At 71.6% G+C, this 25,575-nt stretch carries 24 protein-coding genes; 17 read left to right on the forward strand and 7 right to left on the reverse strand.

The window, feature by feature from the left end:
- Positions 1–167 precede the first annotated feature (167 nt).
- Positions 168–1,169, reverse strand: a complete 1,002-nt coding sequence (locus tag OG611_RS36980) for a nitroreductase family protein (RefSeq protein WP_266430471.1) — start codon at positions 1,167–1,169, stop codon at positions 168–170.
- A gap of 463 nt (positions 1,170–1,632) precedes the next feature.
- On the opposite strand from OG611_RS36980, the gene OG611_RS36985 reads away from it, so the two are divergent.
- Both OG611_RS36985 and OG611_RS36990 read left to right on the forward strand, forming a co-directional pair.
- A complete protein-coding gene (locus tag OG611_RS36985) occupies positions 1,633–2,373 on the forward strand; it encodes a 2OG-Fe(II) oxygenase (RefSeq protein WP_266430474.1) in 741 nt (246 codons plus the stop codon).
- On the forward strand, positions 2,370–3,002 hold the full coding sequence (locus tag OG611_RS36990; RefSeq protein ID WP_266430477.1) for a hypothetical protein: 633 nt from the start codon (positions 2,370–2,372) through the stop codon (positions 3,000–3,002). The genes OG611_RS36985 and OG611_RS36990 overlap by 4 nt, the downstream gene beginning before the upstream one ends.
- On the opposite strand, the gene OG611_RS36995 is transcribed toward OG611_RS36990, so the two are convergent.
- A complete protein-coding gene (locus tag OG611_RS36995) occupies positions 2,972–3,163 on the reverse strand; it encodes a hypothetical protein (protein WP_266430480.1) in 192 nt (63 codons plus the stop codon). The two genes, OG611_RS36990 and OG611_RS36995, sit on opposite strands and share 31 nt — an antisense overlap.
- Positions 3,163–3,876 (reverse strand): hypothetical protein, encoded by a 714-nt coding sequence (locus OG611_RS37000; protein WP_266430483.1) that lies wholly within the window; start codon positions 3,874–3,876, stop codon positions 3,163–3,165. Before OG611_RS37000 ends, OG611_RS36995 begins: the two co-directional genes overlap by 1 nt.
- A gap of 75 nt (positions 3,877–3,951) precedes the next feature.
- On the opposite strand from OG611_RS37000, the gene OG611_RS37005 reads away from it, so the two are divergent.
- Positions 3,952–4,833: a LysR family transcriptional regulator gene (locus OG611_RS37005; RefSeq protein WP_266430485.1), complete on the forward strand. Its 882-nt coding sequence runs from the start codon at positions 3,952–3,954 to the stop codon at positions 4,831–4,833.
- A gap of 46 nt (positions 4,834–4,879) precedes the next feature.
- On the opposite strand, the gene OG611_RS37010 is transcribed toward OG611_RS37005, so the two are convergent.
- Together OG611_RS37010 and OG611_RS37015 are read right to left on the reverse strand one after the other, a co-directional pair.
- Positions 4,880–5,932: a polyprenyl synthetase family protein gene (locus tag OG611_RS37010; protein WP_266430487.1), complete on the reverse strand. Its 1,053-nt coding sequence runs from the start codon at positions 5,930–5,932 to the stop codon at positions 4,880–4,882.
- Positions 5,929–6,993 carry a tetratricopeptide repeat protein gene (locus OG611_RS37015; protein WP_266430488.1) on the reverse strand — a complete coding sequence of 355 codons (1,065 nt, stop codon included), beginning with the start codon at positions 6,991–6,993 and terminating at the stop codon, positions 5,929–5,931. The genes OG611_RS37010 and OG611_RS37015 overlap by 4 nt, the downstream gene beginning before the upstream one ends.
- 448 nt (positions 6,994–7,441) lie before the next feature.
- Between OG611_RS37015 and OG611_RS37020 the strand changes: the two genes are divergently transcribed.
- The 6 genes from OG611_RS37020 (at position 7,442) to OG611_RS37045 (ending at position 13,724) form a co-directional block, all read left to right on the forward strand.
- Positions 7,442–8,956, forward strand: coding sequence for a M60 family metallopeptidase (locus tag OG611_RS37020; protein ID WP_266430491.1), 1,515 nt, complete (start codon positions 7,442–7,444; stop codon positions 8,954–8,956).
- Positions 8,957–8,967: 11 nt separating this feature from the next.
- The gene (locus OG611_RS37025) at positions 8,968–9,786 is read left to right on the forward strand and encodes a hypothetical protein (RefSeq protein WP_266430494.1); all 819 of its coding nucleotides are present in this window, start codon (positions 8,968–8,970) and stop codon (positions 9,784–9,786) included.
- A 179-nt stretch (positions 9,787–9,965) separates the two neighbouring features.
- Positions 9,966–10,427, forward strand: a complete 462-nt coding sequence (locus OG611_RS37030) for a hypothetical protein (RefSeq protein WP_266430497.1) — start codon at positions 9,966–9,968, stop codon at positions 10,425–10,427.
- A gap of 69 nt (positions 10,428–10,496) precedes the next feature.
- On the forward strand, positions 10,497–10,688 hold the full coding sequence (locus tag OG611_RS37035; RefSeq protein ID WP_266430501.1) for a DUF6381 family protein: 192 nt from the start codon (positions 10,497–10,499) through the stop codon (positions 10,686–10,688).
- Positions 10,689–10,786: 98 nt separating this feature from the next.
- Positions 10,787–11,824: an MsnO8 family LLM class oxidoreductase gene (locus tag OG611_RS37040; protein WP_266430504.1), complete on the forward strand. Its 1,038-nt coding sequence runs from the start codon at positions 10,787–10,789 to the stop codon at positions 11,822–11,824.
- Between the two features lie 790 nt (positions 11,825–12,614).
- Positions 12,615–13,724: a hypothetical protein gene (locus OG611_RS37045; RefSeq protein WP_266430507.1), complete on the forward strand. Its 1,110-nt coding sequence runs from the start codon at positions 12,615–12,617 to the stop codon at positions 13,722–13,724.
- A 49-nt stretch (positions 13,725–13,773) separates the two neighbouring features.
- Here OG611_RS37045 and OG611_RS37050 read toward each other — a convergent pair whose 3' ends face one another.
- Complete coding sequence (locus tag OG611_RS37050; protein ID WP_266430510.1) at positions 13,774–14,718, reverse strand: aminoglycoside phosphotransferase family protein; 945 nt, start codon at positions 14,716–14,718, stop codon at positions 13,774–13,776.
- A 212-nt stretch (positions 14,719–14,930) separates the two neighbouring features.
- Here OG611_RS37050 and OG611_RS37055 point away from each other — a divergent pair, with 212 nt between their 5' ends.
- From OG611_RS37055 to OG611_RS37065, 3 genes are all read left to right on the forward strand, one after another.
- Positions 14,931–15,440, forward strand: a complete 510-nt coding sequence (locus OG611_RS37055) for a DUF664 domain-containing protein (protein WP_266430513.1) — start codon at positions 14,931–14,933, stop codon at positions 15,438–15,440.
- Between the two features lie 131 nt (positions 15,441–15,571).
- Positions 15,572–16,012 carry an NUDIX domain-containing protein gene (locus OG611_RS37060; RefSeq protein ID WP_266430516.1) on the forward strand — a complete coding sequence of 147 codons (441 nt, stop codon included), beginning with the start codon at positions 15,572–15,574 and terminating at the stop codon, positions 16,010–16,012.
- 115 nt (positions 16,013–16,127) lie between these two features.
- Entirely contained in the window at positions 16,128–17,144 is a 1,017-nt protein-coding gene (locus OG611_RS37065; protein ID WP_266430519.1) for a phosphotransferase, read from the forward strand.
- 364 nt (positions 17,145–17,508) lie between these two features.
- On the opposite strand, the gene OG611_RS37070 is transcribed toward OG611_RS37065, so the two are convergent.
- A complete protein-coding gene (locus tag OG611_RS37070; protein WP_266430522.1) occupies positions 17,509–18,075 on the reverse strand; it encodes a DUF4291 domain-containing protein in 567 nt (188 codons plus the stop codon).
- Positions 18,076–18,316: 241 nt separating this feature from the next.
- Here OG611_RS37070 and OG611_RS37075 point away from each other — a divergent pair, with 241 nt between their 5' ends.
- The 5 genes from OG611_RS37075 to OG611_RS37095 are packed head-to-tail and all read left to right on the forward strand — an operon-like array spanning position 18,317 to position 25,563.
- Complete coding sequence (locus OG611_RS37075) at positions 18,317–19,927, forward strand: ABC transporter substrate-binding protein (RefSeq protein ID WP_266430524.1); 1,611 nt, start codon at positions 18,317–18,319, stop codon at positions 19,925–19,927.
- Complete coding sequence (locus OG611_RS37080) at positions 19,927–20,913, forward strand: ABC transporter permease (protein WP_266430526.1); 987 nt, start codon at positions 19,927–19,929, stop codon at positions 20,911–20,913. Before OG611_RS37075 ends, OG611_RS37080 begins: the two co-directional genes overlap by 1 nt.
- 2 nt (positions 20,914–20,915) lie before the next feature.
- Positions 20,916–22,832 carry a dipeptide/oligopeptide/nickel ABC transporter permease/ATP-binding protein gene (locus OG611_RS37085; protein WP_266430529.1) on the forward strand — a complete coding sequence of 639 codons (1,917 nt, stop codon included), beginning with the start codon at positions 20,916–20,918 and terminating at the stop codon, positions 22,830–22,832.
- Positions 22,829–23,629 (forward strand): ABC transporter ATP-binding protein, encoded by an 801-nt coding sequence (locus OG611_RS37090; RefSeq protein WP_266430532.1) that lies wholly within the window; start codon positions 22,829–22,831, stop codon positions 23,627–23,629. Before OG611_RS37085 ends, OG611_RS37090 begins: the two co-directional genes overlap by 4 nt.
- Positions 23,614–25,563 carry a S9 family peptidase gene (locus OG611_RS37095; RefSeq protein ID WP_266430535.1) on the forward strand — a complete coding sequence of 650 codons (1,950 nt, stop codon included), beginning with the start codon at positions 23,614–23,616 and terminating at the stop codon, positions 25,561–25,563. The genes OG611_RS37090 and OG611_RS37095 overlap by 16 nt, the downstream gene beginning before the upstream one ends.
- The last annotated feature ends 12 nt before the right edge of the window (positions 25,564–25,575 follow it).

Genomic DNA, 25,575 nt, shown 5'->3' on the forward strand with positions numbered 1-25,575 from the left:
CGTCCATGTCGGCGTCTGGGTCGCCGAATCGGGCTGTCCGTCAGTTGCAGGACTTCATGGTCCCGAGCCGTTGCCGCACCCGCCCGGCGTGCCTGTGTCCATGAGGATGCTTTCCCGGATGGTGCCGCGGTCGATGATGTCGCACGGAGCGGCCCCGTCTCCGGCCGTCAGGGCTCGATGGTCAGCACCTCGGCCACGGGGCGGCGAGGCGTGCACGGCCCCTCGGGTCCGTATCCGAGGCGCACGATCATCTGCGGGTGTCCCGTGCCGAGGGCCGGGGCGCGCAGGAGATGCCGGAGCTCCGGCCATTCGAGGGGCTGGGTCGCGAACGAGGCGACGAGCCCGTGCAGCACGGCGGTGAGCAGGACGCGCTCCAGGGCCTGACCGGCGCGCAGCCAGTCGGCCGGACGGTCGCGCGCGGTACGGAGCAGGGCGAGCTGCGGCCGGTCCTCGAACAGGGCGTCAGCCCGGCCCGGGACGATGTCCGTGCCGGCGAAGTCACGGTTCAGTGCCCTGCCCGACGCGTCGGTGGGGCCGAAGGCGTAGTCCGGGACGCCGTCGACCGGTGCCTCCCTGCTCGTGTCCCGGGTCCAGTAGCGCTGCTCCGCCTCCCTCGCCGGGTCGCGCAGGTCGAATCCCTCGCCGTCCCTGATCAGCACGAGCACCCCCTCCAGGTGGTCCGGCGGCAGAAACGCGAATTCGACCCCCTCGCGGCGGGCCGCTTCGGTGAGGAGTGCGCGGACGTCGTCGGGGATCGCCCGGTCGTCGAACGGATACCGGCTGGTGTGACGGTGCCGGATCGCGGGGTACAGAGCGGCGAGGGCCGCATCCGCGGGCGTCGCGGGTACGCCGGTGCCTTCGTGCAGGCGGACCGACGCCACGAGGGCGGGATCGCCGGGAACCGGAAGCAGCGTGGTCACCGCGTCGAGGCCCCGGTGTGATGCCGACGCCCGCAGATTCAGCAGTGCCGCGCCGCACCCCACGTGCAGACCGCGAGTGGAGGGGTCGGCCTCGGGCATCTCACGGTCGAACTCCGCCCGCAGCGTGAGCGTCCGGGTGGAGCGCCGGTATTGGAATCGCCAGGGCTGGGCATTGTGCATGGACGGGGCGGCGGTGGCATCGGCGACCAATTCCTTCAGCGTGCCCTCGTCGAGCGGCTGTGCAGGCATCCGGGACCTCCCGCATCGGACGCAGGGTCTTCTTCCACCGTCGCACGTCAGGCAGGTCCCGGCGCGAAGACCGGTCGTCCGTGGCCGGCCGAGCGAGTCTCCCGTACGGCTGTACCAGCGGGAGAACACCGCTTCCGTGCAGCGCACGTCCCACGTCGCACCTCGCAGGTCGCGTCTCGCACGTCGGACACTGCGCAGCGCAATGTCCGAATAGCGCCAGATCCGGTGCCGGCTGTCAGCGAGCATGGATCACGGGGCCACCCGTCGCGACGCCGGGTGGGGACGACCACACCCCATCGAGGAGGAGCCGGAGCCGGGCCGGGGAACGAGCGTCCCGGGCCGCCGTCGGCCGGTCCGGGGGAGGATCGGCTGCCGATGGCACCCCGTTCGGCACGGCACCATCACCATGCCCGCTGAGCGCACGACCGACAGGCGGAAGCCTGGGGAACAGGGAACCAGACCCATGACCGACACCACACACCCGGCCCGCCCGGCCGGAACCGTGCGCGACCTGGTCGACGCCACCGACTGGACCGCGCTCACCGACGAGCTCGCCGCCCACGGCAGCGCGCCGACCGGGCGGCTGCTCACCTCCGCCCAGTGCCGGGAGATCGCCGCTCTGTACGACGAGACCGAGCGCTTCCGCTCCACCGTCGACATGGCCCGCCACCGTTTCGGCTCCGGCCAGTACCGCTACTTCAGCCACGATCTGCCCGAAGTGGTGGGGGAGTTGCGTGAGGCGTTCTATCCGCACCTGCTGCACATCGCCCGTGACTGGTCCGCGAAGCTGGGCACGTCCGCGCCGTGGCCCGACGAACTGGCCGAGTGGCTCGGCATGTGTCATGCGGCGGGGCAGTCCAAGTCCGCCCAGATCCTGCTGCGTTACGGCGCCGGGGACTGGAACGCCCTGCACCGCGACGTGTTCGGCGACATGCTCTTCCCGCTCCAGGTCGTCATCGGCCTCGATGTGCCCGGCACCGACTACACCGGTGGTGAGTTCCTCATGACCGAACAGCGGCCCCGCGCACAGTCACGCGGATCGGCCACCACCCTTCTCCAGGGCCACGGGCTGGTCTTCACCACCCGCGACCGGCCGGTCGCCTCCAGGCGCGGATGGTCGATCGCGCCCATGCGGCACGGTGTCAGCACCGTCCGCTCCGGCCGGCGCCGCACCCTCGGCCTCGTCTTCCACGACGCCCGGTGAACGACACCACCGAGCCCGGCCCCGGGCGATCGTACGGGCGGCTGGACCGCCCCTCCGCACAACGGACGATCGCCCGAGGGCACTTCGTGGATGCCGCGCGGAGTACGTCACCCGGCCTCCGTACCTCTGACATCGACAGCCCCGCACCGCACGCACACACCGAAGCGGAGCTGGCCGCTCTGATCGGCCTGCTGACCGCGCCGCGTCCGCGCATCCGGTCCGTCGCCGTAGGGCACGGTCGTGACGCCGAATCCGTCGACGCCGCGCGGGCGTTCGTACGTTGCTGGCAGGATCTGGACAAGGACGTGCTCGTCGTCGTCGACTGGCCGGAGGACGCCGCCTCGTGGCTCCGTCCGGCCCGGCGGCTGACCGCCCAGTCCCCGGACGCGTGGGTGCTGGCCGGGGCTCCGCGCGGCGTGGCCCGGCTGACCCGGCGCCTGCGCCGGTCCACCGACTGGGCGGCGGACCGCACCTTCGGCTTCGCCTCGCTCGGAACCCCGCGACTCGTCGAACTCGCCGGTGCCGGCACCGTCCACGGTCTGCGCGGCGCCTGCGCCGACGGAGGCACCTGGGACCTGCGCCGCGGCTGGACCACCTGCTACGAGCCCCCGGGCCGGACGTCGGGGTGACCAGGCGCGTCGACGCGGGTGGCGGTCAGCGCGGCGTCCGGAACCGGCGCGAGGGGGCTGGTGGCGCAGGCGTCGGGGACCGTGCAGGCTCGCAGATAGGCGGCGACCACGGCCGCCGCCCGCGCTCTCCAGCCCCTGGAGGTGGCGTTCTGGATCCGCATCAGTGCGTGCCCTTCGCGTGCCGGACGGCCGCCTCGGCCAGTCCTGTGATCAGGGGGTGGGGTCGGGTGCCGTCGCCGTGCAGTTCGGGCTGGAAGAGGGTGGCGAGGAAGAAGGGATGTGCCGGCAGTTCGGCGATGCGGACCTCGCCCGCGTCGTCGACGCCGGTGAAGCGCAGTCCATGCGACCGCAGCAGGTCGAGATGGTGGGGATTGGGCCCGTAGTTGCAGTAATAGCGCTCCACCGTGCGCTCGGCGCCGAGGAGCTGGGCGGCCCACGACCCGTCGGTGAGCTCGATCGCGCCCTCGTGGCCGACCAGCGAGCAGGCGAGCGGGATGAGCACCGCGTCCTCGGTGGCGGTCAGTGGCGCGTTCTCGGTGTGACCGGCGTCCGCCAGTCCGCACACATTGCGGGCGTACTCGAGCAGGGCGTGCTGGAAGCCCCCGCAGGTGCCCAGAAAGGGAATGCCTTGCTCACGGGCGGTACGGATGGCCGCGAGCGCCCCCGCTTCGCTGCGGTACGGGCTGCCGGGCAGCACCCAGACCGCGTCGAACCCCTCGACGCCCTCCACGGCCTCCTGCGTGGGGATCCAGTAGGCGTCGAGGTCCAGTCCGTCGCGGTTGCGCAGGGAGTCCAGCAGAACAGGGACGCGGGTATGGGAGCGGACGGCCGGATCCCGGTCGCCGACCAGGGCGATACGTGCGGTGTGGGTCATGGCCCCATCGAATCGCAGCTTCCGCATCACGTCCAACGATGATCTGCGCATCCAGCATTAGCGATACTGATATCCATGGACCCGCATCTGCTGCGTACCTTCGTCGCCGTCGTCGAACAACGCTCCTTCTCCGCCGCCGCCCAGGCGCTGGGCTACACCCAGTCCGCCGTGTCCCAGCACATCGCCGCCCTGGAGAACGATCTCGGCACCCGGCTGGTGGAGCGCCGCCCCGTCGGGCCGACAGCGGCGGGCGAGAGGCTCATGGAACACGCCTCACCGCTACTGCTCCGCCTCGACGCGGCCCGTGCCGATGTCGCCCGGGTCGGACGGACCCACCCCACCGGGCTGACCCTCGCCTGCGGCCCCGCGGCACTCACGCCCGCCGTCGCCGGGGAGCTGGCCCGCCTGCGCACCGACACGCCCGGACTCGCCGTGGACGTCCAGGTGCTCGGACGGGCAGCGGTGGCGCAGGCGGTGCTCACCGGAGCCGTGGACCTGGGCCTGATCGACGGTGCGGCGGCCCCCAGCGACCCGCTGCCGATGCCCGACGCGGGGCCCATGACCGGCCTGGCCGTGGCCGAGCAGCCCCTCGCCGTTCTCTTTCCCGCGGGCCACCCGCTGGCGCACCGGCGCTCCCTGCGCCTCCTCGACCTCGCCGACGCCCACTGGATCGACGCCCCCGACACCGCCGTTCCCCTCGCCCAGCTGCGCGCCGCCGCCAACACCGACGGGTTCCGCCCGCACATCACGTATCGCGGAACCGATGTGTACGGCCTCGGGCTGTTCGTCGCCGCGGGACACGGACTGGCGGCCCTGCCCCTCGCCCTCACCGCCGACCTGCCGGGCACGACCGGCATCCGGCTCTCCGCCCCGCGCCTGGTCCACCGCACCGAACTGCTCCATCCCAGGGCCCCGACGGCCGTCGCGCAGGAGCTCATCGCCGGGCTCACCGGCTGACGGGGCGCGGAGGAGCAGAAGAAGGGGGCCGTCGGCCGGACCCGGGTCAGCCGGTGCGGTCGATGAGGAAAGGGAGCAGCGCGAGGATCTCGCCGAGCGCGGCCGGAGCGAGCGGCACGCTCTCCAGGCTGCGCCGGGCGCCGTCCAGCTGCCGGTGGGCCTCGGCCAGGGTGGCGGAGCGTCCGCCGGCCTCCTCGACGAGCTCGGCCGCCCGCCGGGCGTCGGTGCCGTCGAGCGGATTTCCGGTGCCGAGCAGTGTGGCGAGCCGTCGGGCGGCGGGATGGTCCGTGGCCAGGGCCGAGAGGACGGGGTAGGTCTTCTTCAGCCGGCGCAGATCGCTGTGCACGGGCTTGCCGGTGACCTCGGGATCGCCCCAGATCCCGAGCAGATCGTCCACCGCCTGGAACGCCACCCCCAGATGCCGGCCCGCTCGGGCGAGCGCGTCGACGGTCGGGGTCGGGGCACTCGCGAACACCGCGCCCAGGCCCGCCGCGCAGCCGAGCAGCGCACCTGTCTTGTGTTCGGCCATCCACCGGTACTCGTGCGGCTGGACCGCTTCGGGCCCGCTCCACGGCCGGGACTCGAAGAGCAGGTCGTCGGCCTGGCCGCGGACCAGGTCGGCCAGCGTCCCGGCGAGATGCCGGACCGCCGTCGCGCTGTGGCTTCCGGGCGAGTCGGCCAGGGTCTGCACGGCCAGCGCGAAGAGCGCGTCGCCCGCGAGGATCGCCGGGCCGGTTCCGTACGCCTTCCACACGGTGGCGCGCTGTCTGCGGGTCTCGTCGCCGTCCATGATGTCGTCGTGGAGGAGGGAGAAGACGTGGATCAGTTCCACGGCGACCGCGCCGACCACCGCGTCCTCTGCCGGTGCCCCGGCGGCCTCGGCGCTGAGCAGCGTGAGGGCCTGGCGGATCCCCTTGCCCTGTGAGCCCGGGGCAGGGCTGCCGTCCGCCGCGCCCCACCCGAGGGAGAAGGCGGCCATCTCCGCGTGCCACGGATGCAGGCGCCGCACGGCCTGTGCGAGCGCCGGGCGCACGAGGTCGCGGCAGCGGGCGAGCACCTCCGGCGCCGCGGCCTGTCGGGTTGCGGGCGGTGGTGTCATCGTCGTCCGCTCTCCTCGTCCGTGTCGCCGTCGATCGGGGCCACTCCGAGTTCGGCGTACGCCTTGTCCACCATGTCCCGGGCGTTGAGCAGACCGATCCGGCTGAGGGTGCTGCGCAACTCGTGCAGATCCGCCGCGGTGTCGTTGCGGTCGCGGCCGAGCCGGGCGAGCGATTTGACGAGACCGAGCCGGGCCAGCGCCTCACCCCGGGGTTCGGTCATGGCGCGGAACTCCGCGAGCGCTTCCTCGTACACCGCGCGTGCCTCCTCGTAACGGCGGGCGCGGAAGAGGACATTGGCGCGCATCTTGTGGTTGTAGGCGAGCGCACTGGACAAATTCATCTCGCGGCAGGTGAGTTCGGCCTCCGAGAGCAGAGCGAGGGCGCGCTCCGTGTCGCCGTCCCGCAGGGAGATGATGTCGGCCATGCCGCGCAGGGCCCACGCCCGGCCGCGCCGGTCGTCCGCGTTACCGGCAAGTTCGGCCGCCTCCTCGAACATGGCCAGGGCCGTGTCGAGCGAGCCGGTGTTGCGGTGGATCTGCGCGATTCCCTCCAGCGCCCACACGGTGTGACGCGCCTCGCCGCGCGCGCGTGCTTCGGCGAGCAGCTGTTCGTGCAGTGCCGCGACGGTCCGGTAGTCGCCCTGTATTCGACCGGTCTCCGCGAGGCCGGCGAGGGAGTAGCCGCGGGCGACGATGTCCCCGCCGCGCTTGCCCATGTCGGCCGCGAGCCCCAACAACCTGAAGGCAAGCCTGAGTTCACCGCGCTGTCGGGCCAGCGTCCCCCCGCTCCACAGCGCCCAGGCCATCGCCCCGAGGTCACCGGCCGAGCGGGCGGACCGGTAACTGGCCTTCCAGGCCCGATCGGCTTCCGCCACATTGCCGAGCCTGCGGTGCGCCTCGGCGACGGCGAGCCCGCACCGGGCCACCTCCTGTTGCGAACCGGAGAGCTCGGCCTCTCTCAAGTGACGTACTCCTTCTGCCAGTACGTCTGTGAGAGAGGAGTTCACCGACATCTTGGTGAGGGCGCCTTGGTACTCGGGCGCCAGTGCCTTGCTGTGCATGGGGGCCTTTCATGCGCGGCCGGATCGGGACGGAAGCGACTATGCACTCAATGTATACATTGCGTGCATAGGTATCTGATGGACGGACCCGGGTGTTCGTGGGGGTCGGAGGCGGGTTTGTCGCTTGTGGCGAACCGCCTTGCTGTGGATCAAGACGACGGTCGCGCGTCCGAGGTTGCTCCGCGATCAACGGAAGTCGACATCGTCGGTACGGAGAGACTGCGAGCCGGTGGCCGATTCCTCGCCATCCGGCCAAAACCACCCCGGCGTCGCCAAGTCCACCCGTAATGCCGAAGAGTGTTAGCGGTTACTGTCGCCCGCGTATGTCCTGGCCATGGTAAAAGACAGAAACATTTGAGGGTCTCTTGCGTCTCATGGCAATCGCTTACATGCTGGCGCGCAGCCCGCACAACACTCCGATTCCGTTGATCCTCATAGGAGTTTCCGGATGCGTCCTGCCCGAACACCGTTCACCGCTCCGGCTCATCTCGTCGCCGCCTCGCCGCTGTCCGAACACGACACGGGGCCGGCCTCCGGGGCGCCGGAAGGCTCCGGCCTCCACGCCATGAGCCGCCGGACGATCCTGGGCGCCCTGGCCGGTGCCGGTGCGGCGACCCTGCTGGGCGCGGGTTCCGCCGCCGCCCGGCAGGCCGGGGATCGGGCCGGGGATCGGGCCGGGGATCGGGCCGGGGATCGGGCTGGGCACGGCTCCGGGAACACGCTCCTGATCAAGGCGTTCCCGGACGCCGAGAGGGAGCGCATGCGACTGGCCCGCGCCCTTCGGTCCAGCGACTTCATTCCCACCGGCCGATACGCTCCGGCGGGCAAGTCCGTCTCCGTGACGGTCCGTCCGGCGGGCGGCCGCGTACCGATGCTGCACATCGGCACCTTCGACTACTACAACGAGGAAACCGCGCTCCAGGAGCCGCGCACCATCCCGCTGCGTCCGGGCCGCAATGTGGTCGGCGACACCCATGGCGGCCCGATCTATCTGAGCTTCGCGGGACAAGGGGAGCGCGCCGCGGTCACGTTCGGCTCCAGCACTCCGCGCATGGCGGTCTTCGAGCTCGGCCGCACCGATGAAGCCGCCTTCCAGAAGCAGCTCGACGAGAGGACCGACGTCCCCTGGGTCGAGTTGATCACCGATCGGGCAATCCTCACCCTCACCCGTGAAGGCGCGCTGCTCTATCGCGGCGAGGACCACACCGAGCTGATGGCGCTGTTCGACACCGTCATCGACAGCCATGCGCGCATCAGCGGTCTGGACGGCAGGGGACCGGTCGATCGGCCCAAGGCCGGCCGCTACCACTTCAACGAGGTCAGTGTCGTGCCCAGCGGGGTGGGCGCCTACGCCTGGCACGGATACAACGGCTTCCCGCGCGCCTACATGGACCGGCTGTGCACCGTGGCCGGCCTCAGTACGCGGGGCTGGGGGCTGTACCACGAGCTCGGCCACCTCCACCAGCAAGGCGCCTACCAGGCGGACCAGTTGACTGAGGTCACCGTCAACATCTACTCACTGGCCGCACAGCGAACCCTCGGCCAGACCTCCAACCTGCTGACGGTCGACCCGAAGACGGGGCTGAACCACTTCCAGACCGCCCTGCCGAAACTCGGCACCAGCGGAATCACCTACGAGAAGACCTTCGGGGCGTACGAAAAGCTCATCCCGCTCCGGCAGTTGGAGCTGGCGTTCGGCGAGGACTTCTGGCCGAGGCTGCACCGGCTCGTGCGCAGCGAGCACCAGCACGACGCCCCGGTCGACGACTACACGCACGACCCCGTCATCAACGCCCGTCAGTACCTGGCCCTGGCCACCTATGCCGCCCGCACCGCCGGATACGACCTCACCGATTTCTTCGTCCGCCAGTGGGCTCTCCCGATCGACTCCGCGGGAGTTGCCGCACTCGCCGCGCTAGGGCTGCCGAAGCCGCCCGTCGATCCCGGCAAGCTCACCGACTGAAAGGAGATGACATGAGCATCGCAAGCACGCGCTCCGGGACCCCCGCCCGCAGCCGGCTGCGCCGCCTCGTGCGGTCGGGCACGGTCCTCGCCGCCACCACACTGCTCGCCGTCGGCGCGGCAGGGCAGTCGTGGGCCGCGACGCCCACCCTGCGCTGGACCACGAACGCACCCACGCCCGTGACCACGCTGACCCTTCCGATGGCCGTGGACTCCGCGCCGGACGCGTCCGGCATCTACTTCGCCTACTACACCACCCTGGAGAGCGGCACACGCCCCTACGCCGGCTTCCAGCCCAAGCCCGTCGACGCCAACGGGAACCGCGTACTTCAGGCGATCTTCAGCTCCTTCAACGCCGACGCCACGACAACGGACAACCACTGCACCTACGGAGCCGACGGCGGCGCCGGAGTGAGCTGTGCGGTCCGCTTCCGCTACACACCGGGGACGATGTACTCCCTGGTGCTCGAGCGGGCCTCCGTGAGCAGGGCGACGCAGCTCATGACCGGGGACGTCGTCGAGACCGCGACCGGAGCGCCGGTGGCACACATCGGCAGTTTCGGGCTTCCGTCCGCCTCCGGCCGGTTCAAGACCGCCGATCAGGGCTTCATCGAGCCCTACCTCTCGGCCGGCTGCGGCCAGCGGGTCACCGTGACGTACGGAAAACCGGTCGGCACCGAGGCGGGCGTGGCCCATACGGGCAGCCTTCCCACGGTCACCGATCCCTCGTCCGGAAGCTGTCTGAGCACCACCTCGCAGACCACGAGCCGGGGACAGCGGGTCACGGTGGCGGGCAATGCGGCCGCGGCGGCAGCGCCCACAACGGGCTGAATCCTTGAATCCAGAACCATGGCTCGTCCGATCCTCCGGGTCGGGCCCGGTCACCTGATCCGGGGCGGGTCCGGCGGAGGTCACGACGCCGGGCCCGCGGTCGGGGCTCTCCTTGTGAAGCGCCACCGGCACCTACTGGCTAAGCTCGACGAGGGGCCCAGTACAGGACGGAGGCTCCCATGACGACGACTGTCGAACCGCGTGACGTGCCCCCTCGCCTCGCCACCGGCGCGTTCATCCTGAACTCCGGCTTGGACATGCTGAAAGCCGATGCGGAGACGGCCGAGGGCCTGCACGGCATGGCCTGTGTCGCCTACCCGTTCCTGAAGAAGATCGAGCCCGAGCGGTTCACCCGACTGCTCGCCTGGTCGGAGATCGCGGTCGGCGGAACGCTGCTCGCCCCATTCGTGCCGACCCGGCTGGCCGGGCTGGCGCTGACCGGATTCTCCGGGGGCCTGATCGGTCTGTATCTGCGGGTTCCCGGGCTGCGGGAGCCCGGAAGCCTCCGGCCCACCCAGAACGGCATCCCGATGGCCAAGGACTTCTGGATGCTGGGCATCGGTCTCGGTTTCCTGAGCTCCAAGGCCCGCTGCTCACGCGCGCGTGCGTCCAGTTGCCCATGGCGCCGGTCCCGATCCTGACACGTCGGCCGGGGACCGGACGGGCGACGCCCGGTCCCGTGGCGGGTTCCGTACATCCGAGGAGTGATCATGAGTGAGTTGGACGAACTGCGCAGTCGCGTGCGGCAGATGCGAGCCAAGGCGAAAGACCTGAAGGACGAAGCCGAACGCACCACCGACCCCGAGGAACGCCGGCGTCTGAAGGAGAAGGCCAGTCGGATCGAATCGGAGAGTGAGCAGGTCAGCGGTATGGCGAGCGGGGACATCTACCCCATGGAGTGAAACCGGGAAGGCCTGCTGCTGTTTCCCCGGCCCCGTACCGGCAGGACTCCGTACGAGGCCGGGGGAATCCTGACGCGCCCCGGGCGTTGAACAAGGATGTGAGTTCAGTGATCGCATCCACCCGGTTCTCCGTGCTCGACCGTTCCCGCATCCGTGAGGGGCACGACGGTCCGGAGGCGCTGCGCGACTCGGTGCGCCTCGCCGAGGAGGCCGAGAAGCTCGGGTTCCACCGGTTCTGGGTCTCCGAGCATCACAGCGTGCCGGGCGTCGCCGGATCGGCGCCCACCGTCCTGGCCGCGGCCGTCGCGGCCGCCACATCCACCATCAGGGTCGGTACCGGCGGTGTGATGCTGCCCAATCATCAACCGCTGCTGGTGGCCGAGCAGTTCGGCGTGCTGGAGTCCCTGTTCCCCGGCCGGATCGACATGGGCCTCGGCCGCTCGGTGGGCTTCACCGACGGCATCCGCAGGGCGCTCGGCCGGGACAAGTCGGCCGCCGAGGACTTCGCCGGGCAGCTCACCGAACTGCTCGGCTGGCTGGACGGCACACAGCGGGCCCACCCGCAGGTCCATGCCCTGCCCGCCGAGGGGCTGCGCATACCCCCGTTCCTGCTGGCCACCGACGGGGGCGCGGGTATCGCGGCCGCGGCGGGCCTGCCGCTGGTGGTCGGAGACCTCCGCGGCCGGGAGAAGCTGCTGCGCGCCGTCGAGCGCTACCGCCGGGAATTCCGCCCCTCCGCCTGGGCCACGGAGCCCTATGTGGTCGTGGCGGGCACGGTCGCGCTCGCCGGGAGCACGGCGGAGGCCCGTCGAATCCTGATCCCGGAAGCATGGTCCATGGCCCATTCCCGGACCCACGGCGTCTTCCCGCCGCTCGCCCCCGCCGAGCGGGTCGAGGCGCGGACCATGACGGAGAAGGAGCGCCGATTCTACGAGGACGGGCTGCGCGGACACCTCCACGGCACGGAGGACGAAGTCGCCACGGAGCTCGAAACGGTCATCAAGGAGACCGGTGCCGACGAGGTGCTCGTCACGACCAGTACGTACGACCGCGCGGCTCTGGTCGGCTCATTGCGCCGGCTGGCCCGGATCGCGCGGCTGACCCCTCGGCGTGGAGCGCCCGGCGCACTCCGGTGACAACACCCGAAGAGCGGCGCGGCCCGGTCAGCCGTGCAGATGGCTGAGCGCCCACCAGGCCCAGGCAACGACCGCGACCGGGACGACGATGGCCATCGAGCCGGGAACGACCCCGGCCGCGCACGGAGGCGGTCGGTACCTTCCGGCCCTCGCATGTCGCGCAACGCGCCGACGCCGGAGACGACCGCACAGATCCCGAGGGGCACCACCAGGTAGACGGGGGAAGAACCGGATCCACGACGAGACGACGGACGGCAGCAATGGACATCCGGACGCGGCCGCACCACCGATGCCCAGAAGCAGCGAGCACGTACCGTTCCGACCTCGATCCTCCGTCACCTGGGGCTCCACTCGGATTCCGGCCATGCGTACGCGCCGAACCCGTCCGGGAGCTTCCCGCACGCCAGACCCATTGCCACGACGAGCAAGGGGCCGGTGAACCACAGAATCGGGAGAACGGGTTTCCTCGTCAGCATGAGCCGGCCTCCGTGCCGGCCGTGGTGACGGCCGGTCGGGAGGCGCGCGACACCGGCGCGGATCGGAAGCGGCGGACAGCGGGGTGAAGGGAACTCATGGTGCGGATGCCAGAAGGCGGGTGACGGTCGGCGCGTGGGGACGGCTGCGCGGATCCGGCTGAGCAGGAGAGTGGCCGAGCGGTCCGGCAGGCAGAAGGCCGCCCGAGGCCGGCGGCGGAACGGTCTCCCGGCCGCAATGCTCCGGGACCACCGGCACTGTCGGACCCGGCCCGCATACTTTGGCCCGGATACCGGGAACCGGCAAAGGGGTGGGCATGCGAACCGTGTACTGCGGGGCACTACGCGTCAGTTATGGGCAGTTCTATGTGGAGAGCAGGCCCGACGAGGACGACCCGGATGGGCCGGAGCCCTGCGCCGGGCAGGCCAATGGGCTCTGCGGAGCCGCGGTGCCCGGATATCTGTTTCTGACCACGGGCCTGCACACCGGGGACGTGGGACTGACCGTCGAGGTGCACGACACCGCACCTGCGCTCGACGCCGGCTGGGAGGACGTGGTCGAGGTTCCGTTCCGGCCCGCTTCCGAGTCCACGGTCGTTCTGCCGTGGGGCGACGGCCCCCTGGTGTCGCTGGATCTACCCGTGGCCGACTACCGGGTGCGCTACTGCGGGCGTGACATGGACCGCGCGCGCGAGGACGAACTCGCCATTCTCGCCGGTGAGGCGACAGCCGATCAGTACCTGCTGCAGTTCTGGCCGGCGGCACCCCGTCCCGACGAGGTCGTCAAGCAGACGGCAGAGACCGCGGACTACTGGCATCGGCAGGCGCGCCTCCTGCCGCCGCCCCCGTCACCACAGGAGCGCGCCCAGGCCGAGCGCCGCCGGGCAGCGGAGCAGGAGCGAGCGGAGGAGGCCGCGCAGAGGCGCGCCGAAGCCCAGGAATGGGGCGGTCGGTTGCCCAGCCGGAGCCTGCGGGAGGTCGGCGGCAATGTGGCGGGGCTGTTGCGCCTGGACAGCGACCTCCTGCACGCGGTGGACGCGGCGGGACCGGCGGCCCAGCGGTCCATCGCCCGCTGGGCCGCCCACCGCGCGTACGAGGAAGCGGGTCTGAGCGGCGTCGACTGGATCGCCCCCGCGCTGGCGGCACTCGATCTCGGGCACGACCTGCCGGTGCCGTTCGACGATCTCCGGCGCACGTGGGACCGCTTCTTCGCCGACCGGACGATCCCGCACACGCTTGTGGACTTGCCCGACGGCGGCCGGGGAGGGATGCACAAGCAGGCCATGGCGGTGCCCGCTCTGTTCGACGCGACGGAGACGGACCCGTTGCGTGCCGCGCTCGACGCGCTGTTCGCCGCGGCGGTCACGTACGGCAGTGACTACCCGCGCTTGTTCGACGAGGTGCGCCGACGGTTCACCATGCTGTAGACCGTGGCTGCGAAGGCGTCCTGCCGGACCGAACCGGCGTCGATCCGGTCTATCGGCGGTGCTCCCGTCCCTGACGGCTCAACAGGGTCGTGGCGATGGTGATCTGGGTCGGCTCCAGGGCGGTCCTGCCGTCCTCGATGTCCCACAGCGCGTTCTGCAGGACGCGGCCCAGCGTCCAGCCGGTCGCCCGCTGCCGGTCCAGGCCGAGCACCTCGGTCAGCTGGTCGAAGCGGCGGAGCACCGTGCGGGTCACGTCACCGGTCGCCACGACCTCGGCCCAGCGGTTGTCCAGCGCCGGCAACAGCTCGAAACCCGGGTCGCCGGCCAGCGGCTCGGGATCGATGGCCAGCCACGGTTCCCGCTGTCCGGCGAGGATGTTGTCGTAGTGCAGGTCCCAGTGCAGCAGGCGGTCGCCCGGTTCGCCGAGGAGTTCGGCCACCGCGGACGCGCAGGTGCGCACCAGTTGCCGTTCGGCGGGGTCGCGCAGCATCGGCACGGCACGCGGCACCTCGTCGAGCATGGCCGCGGCGATGTCGGCCAACTGCCGGAAGCCCGGTGGCGCGGGCACCGCGACCAGGCGGGCCATCAGCTCGGCGAGGATCTGCACGGCGGCCGTGTCGTCCGTCACCGCCGACAGCGGCCTCGCCGCGTCCAGCCGTTCCAGCAACATCGTGCCGGTGCCCGGATCGTGGTCGAGCAGGTGCACCGCCCCGTTGCCGTCCCACACCCGCAGGCCCGGCGCGGCGCCGATGTTGTCCTCGGAGACCTGCTGGAGCTTCAGCACCGCGGGCATGCCGTTCGCGCGGGCCACCGGCAGCACCAGCGAGGCCATGCCGTGTGCTGCGGGGCCGTCCAGCCGCAGGGTCCAGCGGTCCAGGAAGTCCGCGGCCAGTCCGGGCAGCGCGGCGATCCAGGCACGGCCGGACGTACCACCGTTCGTGCCGTAGGACGCGGCGAACGCGGCGGGGACGTCGATGGGGTGGGTGGCACTCATGTGTCTCTCCTTCGTCGGTTCCGGAATCGATCGGGTACGACGGAGGTCATGGTGGTGCCCGGCTTCCGGGCAGGCGTCAAAGCATGCTGCCACCCTATGCGCATGCCCGGACGCTGTCGGGACCGCGGCCGGTGAACGGAGCGGCTGCGGTGCGCGGTGCGCGGTGCGTGTCGATGGCGGGGGAGGGGCCCGGCAGCGGCGAAGGTGATGGCATGAACAGTGCTGACCTTTTGACCGACGCGTTCAGCCGCGTCCGGGAGACGGTGCACTCGGCGGTCGAGGGCCTTTCACGCGCCGACCTCCATGCTCGTCTCGACGACGGTGCGAACTCGATCGGCTGGCTCGTCTGGCATCTCACTCGGATCCAGGACGACCATGTCTCGGACGCGGCCGGTGTCGAGCAGGTCTGGTTCTCCGAGGACTGGGCCTCCCGCTTCGATCTGCCTTTCGCGAAGGAGGCCACCGGGTACGGACACAGCAGCGCGGATGTCGCGGCCGTGCGGGTGGGCTCGGCCGAACTGCTGCTCGGCTACCACGACGCGGTCCACGAGCGGACCGTCGGGTTCGTGCGCGGGCTCGACGACGCGGCTCTGGACCGCATCGTCGACGAGGCGTGGTCGCCGCCGGTCAGCCTCGGAGTGCGTCTGATCAGCGTGATCTCGGACGATCTGCAGCACGCAGGTCAGGCCGCCTTCGTCCGGGGAGCGCTGGAGCGCCGGTAGACCGGGGCCCGCGGTCGGGACGGCCGGCGACCGTCAGCCGGCGGTCCCGTGTCCGAACTCCTTTGTGTGATCGATAGGTTGTTCCGAACGGCTCGGTCGGAGCCGTGGACCTCGATGACCGGAGGACACCCGTGGGAAGTGACGTACGTTCACGTATCTCGGCATATGCGCTCGCCGTCGCGGATCACCAGTTGCTGCTGACCCGGCTCTCGGACAGCTCACCGGTCTTCATGCCCGGACTGTGGCACCTGCCCGGCGGAGGCATCGATCCCGGTGAGCAGCCGCGGGAGTCACTGGCCCGTGAACTGTACGAGGAGACCGGCCTGGAGCTTCTCGACGCCCGGCTGGTGGACGCGCGGTCGTACACCGCGCACCGGCTCGGAGTGAACTGGCATCTCGTGGGTCTCTTCTACGTGGTCGACCTCAAACCGGGACAGCTCGCGGTCACCAAGACCGATGACTCCACCTCCGACGTCAGCTGGATGCCCTTGTCGGGCTTGGAGGAGTCACGGCTGTCCCCCGCGGCGATCGACGGTCTCGCGATGATCGGCGCGCAGCCGGTGCGTCAGTAGGCCGCTCGCCCTGCCCGGTCCGGGAGAGGCCGCCTGCGCCCTGTGCCGGCCTGACCGCGTACCGCCGCCGGAAATTCGGATGAGGACCGGACCGGCACGGTGATGGGATGGCTCGATGCGAAGTGATGCGCCGGCCGTGGTGGACCGAGGGCGGTACCAGGACGCGGTGACGCCCTGGGAACGGCAGGACTGGCGGGAGGACGTCTTCGGATGGGCGGAACGAAGGCTCGCCGCTCATGGGCTGCGAGAAACCGGGCCACGGAAGGTGAGGCTCCGGCCGTGGTCCGTGCTGGTGCGGATGTCCGTCGCGGGCGGCGAAGCCGTGTGGTTCAAGGCCAACCCGCCCGCCAGCGCCTTCGAGGCGGGGCTGACCGAGGCATTGGCCCGCTGGGTGCCCGGGTACGTGCTGAAGCCGCTCGCCGTCGACGTCGGCCGGGGCTGGTCCCTGCTTCCGGACGGCGGCACGCTCTTCCGCGACGCACTCGACTCGGCGGCCCGTACCGCGGTCGATCCGCGTGCCTGGGAGGAACCGCTGCGGCAGTACGCCGGAATGCAACGTGCCCTCGTTCCGTACACCGACGAGATCGAACGGCTCGGTGTCCCCGGCGCGCGCACGGCCGTGCTCCCGGAGACCTTCGACCGGGTCGTAGAGGAGAACACCGCACTGGAGCCCGCCGACCGCAAGGTCCTGCGCGAGTTGCGGCCCCGGCTCGTCGGGTGGTGCGAGGAGCTCGCGGCAGCGGGCATCGCCGATACGCTCGACCACTCCGATCTGCACGACGGCCAGCTCTTCGCGCCGGAGCCGGGCCGTTTCACGTTCTTCGACTGGGGCGACGCGGCCGTCGCCCACCCGTTCTGCAGCTTCCTCGTCCCCGCCCGTGCGGCCCGTGAACGGTTCGGGCCCGAGGCGCTGCCCCGGCTGCGCGACGCCTACCTGGAACAGTGGACGGGCGACGGCCGCACGCAGGCCGAGCTGAGGCGTGCGCTGAGTCTGGCCTGGCGGCTCGGAGCGATCGGCCGGGCCTGCTCCTGGGGACGGCTCTTCCCCGCCGCGTCCAGCAGTGTGGGCGGGGCCGGCGACACGGAGAGCGCGGGCTGGCTGCTGGAACTCGCCACCGAGCCACCGCTGTAGGGACGTTCGGACGGACGGGCGAGCGGTGTGCCGGGCCGGGGACGGGCCACTACGCTGGCCGGGTCCACGGGCGACGGATCTGCTCCAGGTGCTGTGGTGCCCCTTCGGCCACGGCGACGACTGCCTTCCGCGAGTGCGTCTGGTGTGGCGGAGGGCCGCCGAATTCGGTCCGCCGCTGACCACGCCGCCCGAGCCGTCGGTGATCGACAACGGCAACTATCTGCCGGGCCCCTGTATCCTGCACCTCGAACGGGGCACCGAGTACCCGGCACTGCACGAACCGGACGAGGCACTCGGCGAACGGGACAACGAAAAGCACTGGTGCCCCGTCGCCGCGGGTGTGCGCACCGGGGCCGCCGTGGCCTCAGGCGTCGATCCGAAGGCCCTTCGCGACGGCCGGGGGCACCGGGTAGATCCGCTCGGGCGGAAGCAGCCGCTGGGCCTGCGCGGTCCGGCCGCTCTGTCTGAGCGCCGCGATCTTCTGGACCCGGGGCGTCATGTCGGTGAGCTCGACGACCCACTCCTCGGCGAAGGCGCGGATCAGACCGCGTCCCACCCCGACCTGGATGCTGTAGTGATTGAGCGCGGCTCCCCGCAGTGAGCGTTCGGGATCCCACTGGACGTGCACGGGCGCCTGGGCGACAGCCGACGGGTCGGCCGTCGTCAGCACGGCCTGCGAGAGAGCCTCCTCCCATCCGGCCCGGGTGATCCGTACCGCGAGAATCCGCTCCTGGCCCGACTTCTGCGCCCAGTTGCTGCGGTGCATGAGCCAGCGGAACGACGGCTTGATCCAGGTCATCCGGTTGAACGAGAACGGCGGTACGAACCGTTTCGCCCGCAGGGCCGGACCGGCGACCGCCGGCGAGTACGCCTGATAGACGACGATCGTCCGGGCGTCGTAGTCGGCCCGTATCCGGTGCTGCGAAGTCATGCGCCACAGATTTTCAGTCAGCGGACCTCGTGGCGATCGAATTTTCTCTCCGCCGGAACTCCGCGCCGAGGCTCCGCGCCGGAACTCCGCCGTCCGGAATCACCTCGTCCTCACGTCCGTCTTCGGTGCGGAGCACCGTCGGGGAGCCGGTTTTTCGTGTGGCACGACCATTCGGAGCCGGTCCGGCGCTGCCTAATGTTCCTTCACTCGGCGGCGGCGTGCCGCTCCCTCGGAGGTGACCATGGCCAGCACCGCAGGCACGGAGACCAGGAACAGAACGGCCCGCAGGTCCCGGGCGGCGGCCGCGGTGGTCACGGCGCTCGGCCTGCTCGGCACCGCGACCGCATGCGGCGGCGACACGTCCGCAGGGGGTGCCGGCGGCTCGACGGTGGTGGTCGCCATCTCCGGTGATCCGGGCAGCCTCAGCCCCACCACGGCGCTGGTCAGCACCGCACTGGCGATGAACTCCTTCGCGTACGACACGCTCGTGCACATCGACGCCGACGGCTCGCTACTGCCGGGAGTGGCCGAGAAGTGGTCCGCCACGACCACCTCGGCGAAGTTCACCATCCGCCCCGGAGTCACCTGCGAGGACGGCTCGGCCCTCACCGCCGAGGACGTGGCCGCCGAGTACAACCACATCGCCGATCCGAAGAACCAGTCGCCGATGCTCGGCCTCTCCGTCCCCGTCACCGCGGTGGCCAAGGCCGACAAGGCGGCCCGGACGGTCAACGTCACCACGACGAAGCCCGCCCCGTTCATCGTGCAGATGGCCCGGCTGCTGCCGCTGCTGTGCAAGAAGAGCCTGGCGAGGCCGACCGTACTGGCCAGGGCCACCAACGCGAGCGGCCCCTACCGGCTGACCGAGGCGGTCCCGGGCGACCACTACACGTACGTCAAGCGTGACGGGTACAGCTGGGGGCCCCGCGGATCCACCGGTGCCGGCCTTCCCGGCAAGGTGGTGGTCAAGGTGGTCGCCAACGAGTCGACCGCGGCCAATCTCCTGATGGCCGGTCAGATCAATGTCGCCCTCATCAACGGTGCCGACCAGGACCGGCTGGACGCGGCCAAGGTGGAGAAGCGGAGCCTGCAGGCGCTGTTCGGACAGCTCCTGTTCAACCAGGCCGCCGGCCGTCCGACCGCCGACCTCGCGGTACGCAGGGCGCTGGTCTCCGTGCTGGATCTCGAACAGCTGGGAAACGTCGCCACCGGCGGGAAGGGCAGGCCGGCGACCGGCATAGGTGAGATCGCCCCCACCCCCTGCTCCGGCGACACGGTGAAGGGCAACCTCCCCGCCCATGGCACGGCGAAGGCAGCCGCCGCACTCACCGGGGCCGGCTGGGTGAAGAGCGGCGGCACCTGGACCAAGGACGGCAAACCGCTCACCGTCGGGTTCAGCTACGCGACCAATCAGGGGCCGCAGGTCGGCTCGGCGGTCGAACTGGCCGTCCAGCAGTGGACGTCCTTCGGCGTGAAGGCGAAGGCGGAACCCAAGGGCTCCGGCAGCATCGTCAGCACCCTCGGCGGCGGCGACTGGGACATCGCCTGGGCGCCCATCGGAGTCACGCTCCCCGACCAGCTGACCCAGTTCTACGACGGTCCGCCGCCGCCGAAGGGCAACAACTTCGGCGCCATCGCCAACCCCGAGTACCACCGGCTCACCGCCCAGGCCGCGGCCAAGCCCGGCGCCGCCGGCTGCGCCCTGTGGGACGCGGCCGACGCCGCCCTGGTCAAGAACGTCGACATCGTGCCGATCGTCAGCAAGGCGAACCGGTACTACGGCAAGGGGGTCACCTTCGAGGTGGACGGCAGCGGTATCGTCCCGAGCACCCTGCGCCGGAGCGCCGACTGATGGCGACGATCACCCTGGACTCCCTGGGGGCGAGGGTCCGCAACCCGTGGACCGGATTCGCCCTGCGTCGCACCTGGCGGCTGCTGGTGTCGCTCGCGGCGCTGGTCACGGCCGCATTCGCGATGATCCACCTGATCCCCGGCGATCCGGTCCGGGCGGCTCTCGGCACCACCGCCGACCCGGCCCTGGTCGCCGCCCGCAGACAGTCGCTCGGCCTCGACCAGTCGCTGCTGAAGCAGTACGGCGACTTCGTCGGGAACCTCCTCCAGGGCAGGCTCGGCGAGTCGATCGGCGCCCAGATGCCGGTGTCCGAGATCATCTCCAGCCGGCTCCCGGCCACCCTGCAGATCGCCGTCCCCGCGTTCGTGCTGATCCTGCTGATCGCCGTTCCCGTCGGCATGACGGCCGCGGTACTGACCAAGGACGGCCGGAGGCGACGCGGTGAACTCGCCTTCACCGGGGTCACCGGGTTCCTGGGCGCGGTGCCCGAATTCCTGCTGGCGGTGGGCCTGATCGCGGCGTTCGCCGTGGCGTGGCCGCTCTTCCCGGTCGCCTCGCGGGGCGGCCCGGACTCCTACGTACTGCCGGTGCTCGCCCTGACCGTCGTACCGGCGGCGACGCTGTCACGCATCGTCCGGGTGGAGACCCTACGGGTGCTCGGCGAGGACTACATGCGGACCGCACGGGCGAAGCGGCTCCCGGCCCGGCTGCGCTATCTGCGGCACGCGCTGCCCAATCTGCTGACCTCCTCGCTCACCCTGGGCGGCCTGCTGTTCAGCTCGCTGCTCGCCGGCACCGTGCTGGTCGAGAACGTCTTCGCCTGGCCAGGCCTCGGCACCACGATCGTCCAGGCGATCACCGAGAAGGACTATCCGCTGGTCCAGGGCGTCGTGCTGGTCTACGGGGCCGCCGCACTGCTGATCACCTTCGCCGTCGACGTGGCCGTGGCCGTCGCCGACCCCCAGTCCACCGTCCGCGGGAGTTGACGATGCCTCATCAGGACCATGACAGCTCGCTGCGGCACCGGCTCGGCCGCTCCCTCCGGACGCCGATCGGCGTCACCGCGCTCACCGCCTGCCTGCTGGTCGCACTGGTCGCCGTATTCGGCCCCGTGCTGCTCGGCGACCGGGCGGCTCAGGTCGACACGGACGCGATCAACCAGGGCAGCAGCGCCGCCCATCTGCTGGGCACGGACCAGCTCGGCAGGGACATCGCCGCCCGCGTCGTGGTGGCGACCCGGCTGACCCTGCGACTCACCCTGCTCGCCGCCGTGATCGGTGTCGGCGGCGGGCTGCTGCTGGGCGTCGCCCCGGCGGTCGTGGGCCGACGCCTGGGCCGGCTGATCACCGCGACCGTCGGCGTGCTGGTGGCCTTTCCGGGACTGCTGTTCCTGCTCTTCCTCGCGACGATCTTCGGGGTGGGCAGCACCGGCGCGGTGTTCGCCGTGGGGCTGGCCATGGTCCCGCCCATGGCGCGGCTGGTACAGAACCTGACGGCCTCGATCGCGGGTTCCGACTACGTCGCGGCGGCCCGGATCCTGGGGGCCGGCCGGTTCAAGCTGGTGGTACGTCATCTGCTGCCCAACATCGCCGAACCGGTGGTGCTGTTCGCCACCCAGGCGACAGGCGGCATCCTGGTCGCCTTCTCCGGCCTCTCGTTCCTCGGGCTCGGCGTACAGCCGCCGCAGTACGACTGGGGGCGGCTGCTCAACGAACAGCTGAACCGCATCTTCGTGAACCCGGCGGCGGCCCTGGCACCCGGCGCGGCCGTCGTCCTGACGGGGCTGATGTTCGGCCTGGTCGGCGAGGTGCTCGCGCAGGCCGGTGGCCGACGCGCGCCCCACACGCCGGAGCCGGCGCCGCAGCAGCGGCCGGCGACACCGGACGAACCGGTCGCCGACGGCGACGCCGGGGCCCTGGTCCGGGCACGCGATCTGCGGGTGACGTTCCCGGGCGGGCGGCAGGCCGTACGCGGGATCTCGCTGGACATCGGCACGGGCGAGGCGGTCGGCCTGGTCGGCGAATCGGGCTCCGGCAAGAGCCTGAGCGCGCTGGCACTCGCGGATCTCGTCCCGTACCCGGGCAGGGTCTCGGCCGACACCCTCCGCTTCGACGGGGACGATCTGCGGGCGGACCCACGGCTCGGCACCGAACTGGCCATGGTCTTCCAGGACCCGATGGCCTCGCTGAACCCGGCCCTGCGCGTGGGCCGCCAGCTCGCCGAGGTGGCCGAGGTGCACCTGGGAGCCGGCCGCGCACAGGCCGCGGCACGCGCCGTCGACCGGCTCGCCGCCGTGCGCATCCCCACGCCGGAACGCCGCGCCCGGCAGCGGCCGCACGAGTACTCCGGCGGGATGCGGCAGCGGGCCGTCATCGCGATGGGACTGATGGGGAAGCCGAAACTGATCATCGCCGACGAGCCCACCACGGCGCTCGACGTGGCGGTCCAGCAGCAGGTGCTCGACCTGCTCGCCGAGGTGCGCGAGGACTCCGGCGCCGCGCTGCTGCTGATCTCCCACGACCTCGCCGTCGTCGCCCAGGTCTGCGAACGCGTCCTGGTGATGTACGCGGGCCTGATCGTCGAGCACCTCCCGGTCGGCGAACTGCTCGAAGGCGCCGCCCACCCGTACACCCGGGCCCTGGTGGGCGCGGTCCCGACCATGGCCACGGACCCCGGGACGGAACTGGCGACCATCCCCGGCCGGCCGCCGGAACCGGGGGAGACCGGCGAGGGATGCCCGTTCGCACCGCGCTGCGAACGCGCCCGGGAACGCTGCCACGAAGCCGCCCCCGGACTCGCCGCCTTCGGGCCGGGCCGACAGGTCGCCTGCTGGTACCCGGTCGGGACGGCGGCCGGGTGTGGGCCCGTCGTGGCCACGTCATACGCAGCGGAGGCGACGTCATGAGCTCACTCGAACTGCGCGGGATCACGGTGCGCTACGGCCGCTTCACCGCCGTGGACAACGTCGACCTGCTGGTGCCGGAGGGAACCGTGACCGGACTGGTGGGCGGGTCGGGGTCGGGAAAATCGACCCTCGGCAAGGCCGTGGTGGGACTGGCGCCGACGCAGTCGGGACGTGTACTGGTCGACGGGAGCGATGCCGCGCGCCGGCGCGGGCGCAGCCCGGTGCAGCTGGTGTTCCAGAACCCGTACGCCTCGCTCGATCCGCGCATGACCGTCGGCGCGTCCGTGGCCGAAGCGCTGTCCGGCGGGACCGGACCGGGCGAGGCGACCGGGCGCAGGGCACCGGCCCGGGAACGCCGCGCCGCACGCGATGCCGAGGTGGCACGCTTCCTCGGACTGGTCGGCATCGACCCCGCCCGTGCCGCGCTCACCCCGGACGCCCTCTCCGGCGGCCAGCGCCAACGGGTGGCCCTGGCCAGGGCCCTGGCCGCCCGGCCCGCCGTGCTGATCGCGGACGAGATCACCTCGGCCCTGGACGTGTCCGTCCAGGGCGCGGTGCTCAATCTGCTCCGCCGCCTCCAGCGCGAACTGGGCTTCGCGATGCTCTTCATCTCCCACAACCTCGCGGTCGTCCGCTACCTCTGCGACCAGGTCGCCGTGATGGACGGCGGACACCTCGTCGAATGCGGCCCCACCGACCGGGTGCTGGAGCGCCCGGAGCACCCGACGACCCGCAACCTGATCTCCTGCGTACCCACCCTTGCCCTCGCCGAGGAGGCGTCATGCCCCGACCACTGACGATCGACGACTTGTACCGGTTCGAGATCCCGGGCGATCCCGCGCTGTCCCCCGACGGCGAACGCGTCGCCTACACCCTGACCACCCAGGACGCCGACAACGACCGTGTGATCCGCTCGATCTGGGAGGTACGCGGCGGGGGCGGCCCGGCCCGGCGCCTCACCCACGGCCCGGCGGACACCGCGCCGCGCTGGTCCCCGGACGGGGCGCGGCTGGCCTTCCTGCGCGCGGGGCAGCTCCATCTGCTGTCCGCCGACGGGGGAGAGGCCGTGGCACTCACCACGCCCGCCCGGTGCCCGGCCGGGGCGGGCACGCCGGTCTGGAGCCCGGACGGATCACGCATCGCCTTCGCCGCCTCCGAGACGTATCGCGCGGACAGCGCACCGGTGGTCATCGACGCCCTCGGCTGGAAGGCGGACGGGGCGGGCCTGATCGGGTCGCTGCGCACGCAGCTGTTCGTGGTGGAGGTGGACTCGGGCGAGGTCGCACAGCTCACGAAGGGCGACCGGCACGTCGGCCCGCCGAGCTGGTCGCCCGACGGCACCCAGCTCGCCTACCCGGCGCAGACCACCTCGGACGCGGCCGTGTTCGGCCCCTCGGCCGCCCATGTCGTGGGGGTCGGGGAGAACGCGTCCGAGCCCCGCCGGGTCGGGCCCGTGGACGGTCTCGTCGGTCCGGTGAGCTGGTACCCCGACGGGTCCGCGCTGCTCGTCGTCGGCCGGACCACGTTCGGCGTCGGCCACTCGGAACTGCTGCGCCAGCCGCTGGACGGATCCGCTCCGGTGTCCCTCAGCGCCGCCCTGGACCGCAACGTCATGGGCGGCGGCCCCGGATACCCGGGCGCGCTGCCGCAGTTCCACGGCGACGACATCGTCTTCTGCGCTCGCGACCGGGGTGCCACCCGCCTGTTCCGGCTGGACGCGGCCGGGATCAGCGCGTCCCCGCTGCCCGTCGGCACCGGGGTCAGCGGATGCTCGGTCGTCACCAAGGCCGGCCGTGCGGCGGTCGTGGTCTCCGACGCGACGCGCTTCGCCGAGGTCGTGCTGCTCGACCTGGACGCCTGGACGTCCGGGGAACCGGGCCTGCCGTCGGCCGGGCCGCAGCCCGCGCGGCTCACCGACCACATGGCCCGGTCGCTGCCCGGGATCGCCCTCCACCCGGTCACCGAACGCGAGTTCACCATCGCGGACGGCACAGTCGTGCACGGCATGATCACCCGTGCCGCGGACACGCCCCCGGGCGGCCCGCTGCTGGTGGACGTGCACGGCGGCCCGCACAACGCCTGGGCGCCGCACTCCGACCCGGTCCACCTCTACCACCAGGAGCTGGCCTCGCGGGGCTGGACGATCCTGACGCTGAACGTCCGCGCCAGCGACGGCTACGGCGAGGCGTTCTACACGGCCGCCGTGGGCGCCTGGGGCGAGACCGACGAACAGGACGTCCTGCAACCGGTCGCCGCCCTCGTCGACGAGGGACTCGTCGACCCGGAACGGATCGCGCTCACCGGCTACAGCTACGGCGGCTATCTGACCTGCTGGCTCTCCACCCGCAGCGACCTCTTCGCCGCCGTCGTGCCGGGCGGCGTCCTGGTCGACCTGAAGAGCATGTCCGGCACCTCCGAGGAAGGACACCTGATCGCCGACTACGAGATCGGCGACCCGGAACGGCTGACGGAACTCTCGCCGATCAGCCACGCCGACGCGGTACGCGCACCCACCCTGATCCTGCACGGCGGTGCGGACAGTACCTGCCCGGTGGGCCAGGCCGAGCAGTGGTTCCACGCGCTGCGCACCCGGGACGTGCCGGCCCGGCTGGTCGTGTACCCCGGCAGCTCCCATCTGTTCCTCCTGGACGGCCGGCCCTCGCACCGGGAGGACTACTCCCGTCGCCTGATCGACTGGGTCACCACGCACACCAACACCTCGATCCGCTGAATCCGCTGTACG

The organism is Streptomyces sp. NBC_01363, assembly GCF_026340595.1.
Classification (GTDB): Bacteria; Actinomycetota; Actinomycetes; order Streptomycetales; family Streptomycetaceae; genus Streptomyces.

Excerpts from the sequence above, each read along its gene's own strand:
- OG611_RS36980 (WP_266430471.1), bottom strand. The coding sequence starts at position 1,169 with ATGCCTGCACAGCCGCTCGACGAGGGCACGCTGAAGGAATTGGTCGCC.
- OG611_RS36985 (WP_266430474.1), top strand. The coding sequence starts at position 1,633 with ATGACCGACACCACACACCCGGCCCGCCCGGCCGGAACCGTGCGCGAC.
- OG611_RS36995 (WP_266430480.1), bottom strand. The coding sequence starts at position 3,163 with ATGCGGATCCAGAACGCCACCTCCAGGGGCTGGAGAGCGCGGGCGGCG.
- OG611_RS37000 (WP_266430483.1), bottom strand. The coding sequence starts at position 3,876 with ATGACCCACACCGCACGTATCGCCCTGGTCGGCGACCGGGATCCGGCC.
- OG611_RS37005 (WP_266430485.1), top strand. The coding sequence starts at position 3,952 with ATGGACCCGCATCTGCTGCGTACCTTCGTCGCCGTCGTCGAACAACGC.
- OG611_RS37010 (WP_266430487.1), bottom strand. The coding sequence starts at position 5,932 with ATGACACCACCGCCCGCAACCCGACAGGCCGCGGCGCCGGAGGTGCTC.
- OG611_RS37015 (WP_266430488.1), bottom strand. The coding sequence starts at position 6,993 with ATGCACAGCAAGGCACTGGCGCCCGAGTACCAAGGCGCCCTCACCAAG.
- OG611_RS37020 (WP_266430491.1), top strand. The coding sequence starts at position 7,442 with ATGCGTCCTGCCCGAACACCGTTCACCGCTCCGGCTCATCTCGTCGCC.
- OG611_RS37025 (WP_266430494.1), top strand. The coding sequence starts at position 8,968 with ATGAGCATCGCAAGCACGCGCTCCGGGACCCCCGCCCGCAGCCGGCTG.
- OG611_RS37030 (WP_266430497.1), top strand. The coding sequence starts at position 9,966 with ATGACGACGACTGTCGAACCGCGTGACGTGCCCCCTCGCCTCGCCACC.
- OG611_RS37035 (WP_266430501.1), top strand. The coding sequence starts at position 10,497 with ATGAGTGAGTTGGACGAACTGCGCAGTCGCGTGCGGCAGATGCGAGCC.
- OG611_RS37045 (WP_266430507.1), top strand. The coding sequence starts at position 12,615 with ATGCGAACCGTGTACTGCGGGGCACTACGCGTCAGTTATGGGCAGTTC.
- OG611_RS37050 (WP_266430510.1), bottom strand. The coding sequence starts at position 14,718 with ATGAGTGCCACCCACCCCATCGACGTCCCCGCCGCGTTCGCCGCGTCC.
- OG611_RS37055 (WP_266430513.1), top strand. The coding sequence starts at position 14,931 with ATGAACAGTGCTGACCTTTTGACCGACGCGTTCAGCCGCGTCCGGGAG.
- OG611_RS37065 (WP_266430519.1), top strand. The coding sequence starts at position 16,128 with ATGCGAAGTGATGCGCCGGCCGTGGTGGACCGAGGGCGGTACCAGGAC.
- OG611_RS37070 (WP_266430522.1), bottom strand. The coding sequence starts at position 18,075 with ATGACTTCGCAGCACCGGATACGGGCCGACTACGACGCCCGGACGATC.
- OG611_RS37075 (WP_266430524.1), top strand. The coding sequence starts at position 18,317 with ATGGCCAGCACCGCAGGCACGGAGACCAGGAACAGAACGGCCCGCAGG.
- OG611_RS37080 (WP_266430526.1), top strand. The coding sequence starts at position 19,927 with ATGGCGACGATCACCCTGGACTCCCTGGGGGCGAGGGTCCGCAACCCG.
- OG611_RS37085 (WP_266430529.1), top strand. The coding sequence starts at position 20,916 with ATGCCTCATCAGGACCATGACAGCTCGCTGCGGCACCGGCTCGGCCGC.
- OG611_RS37090 (WP_266430532.1), top strand. The coding sequence starts at position 22,829 with ATGAGCTCACTCGAACTGCGCGGGATCACGGTGCGCTACGGCCGCTTC.
- OG611_RS37095 (WP_266430535.1), top strand. The coding sequence starts at position 23,614 with ATGCCCCGACCACTGACGATCGACGACTTGTACCGGTTCGAGATCCCG.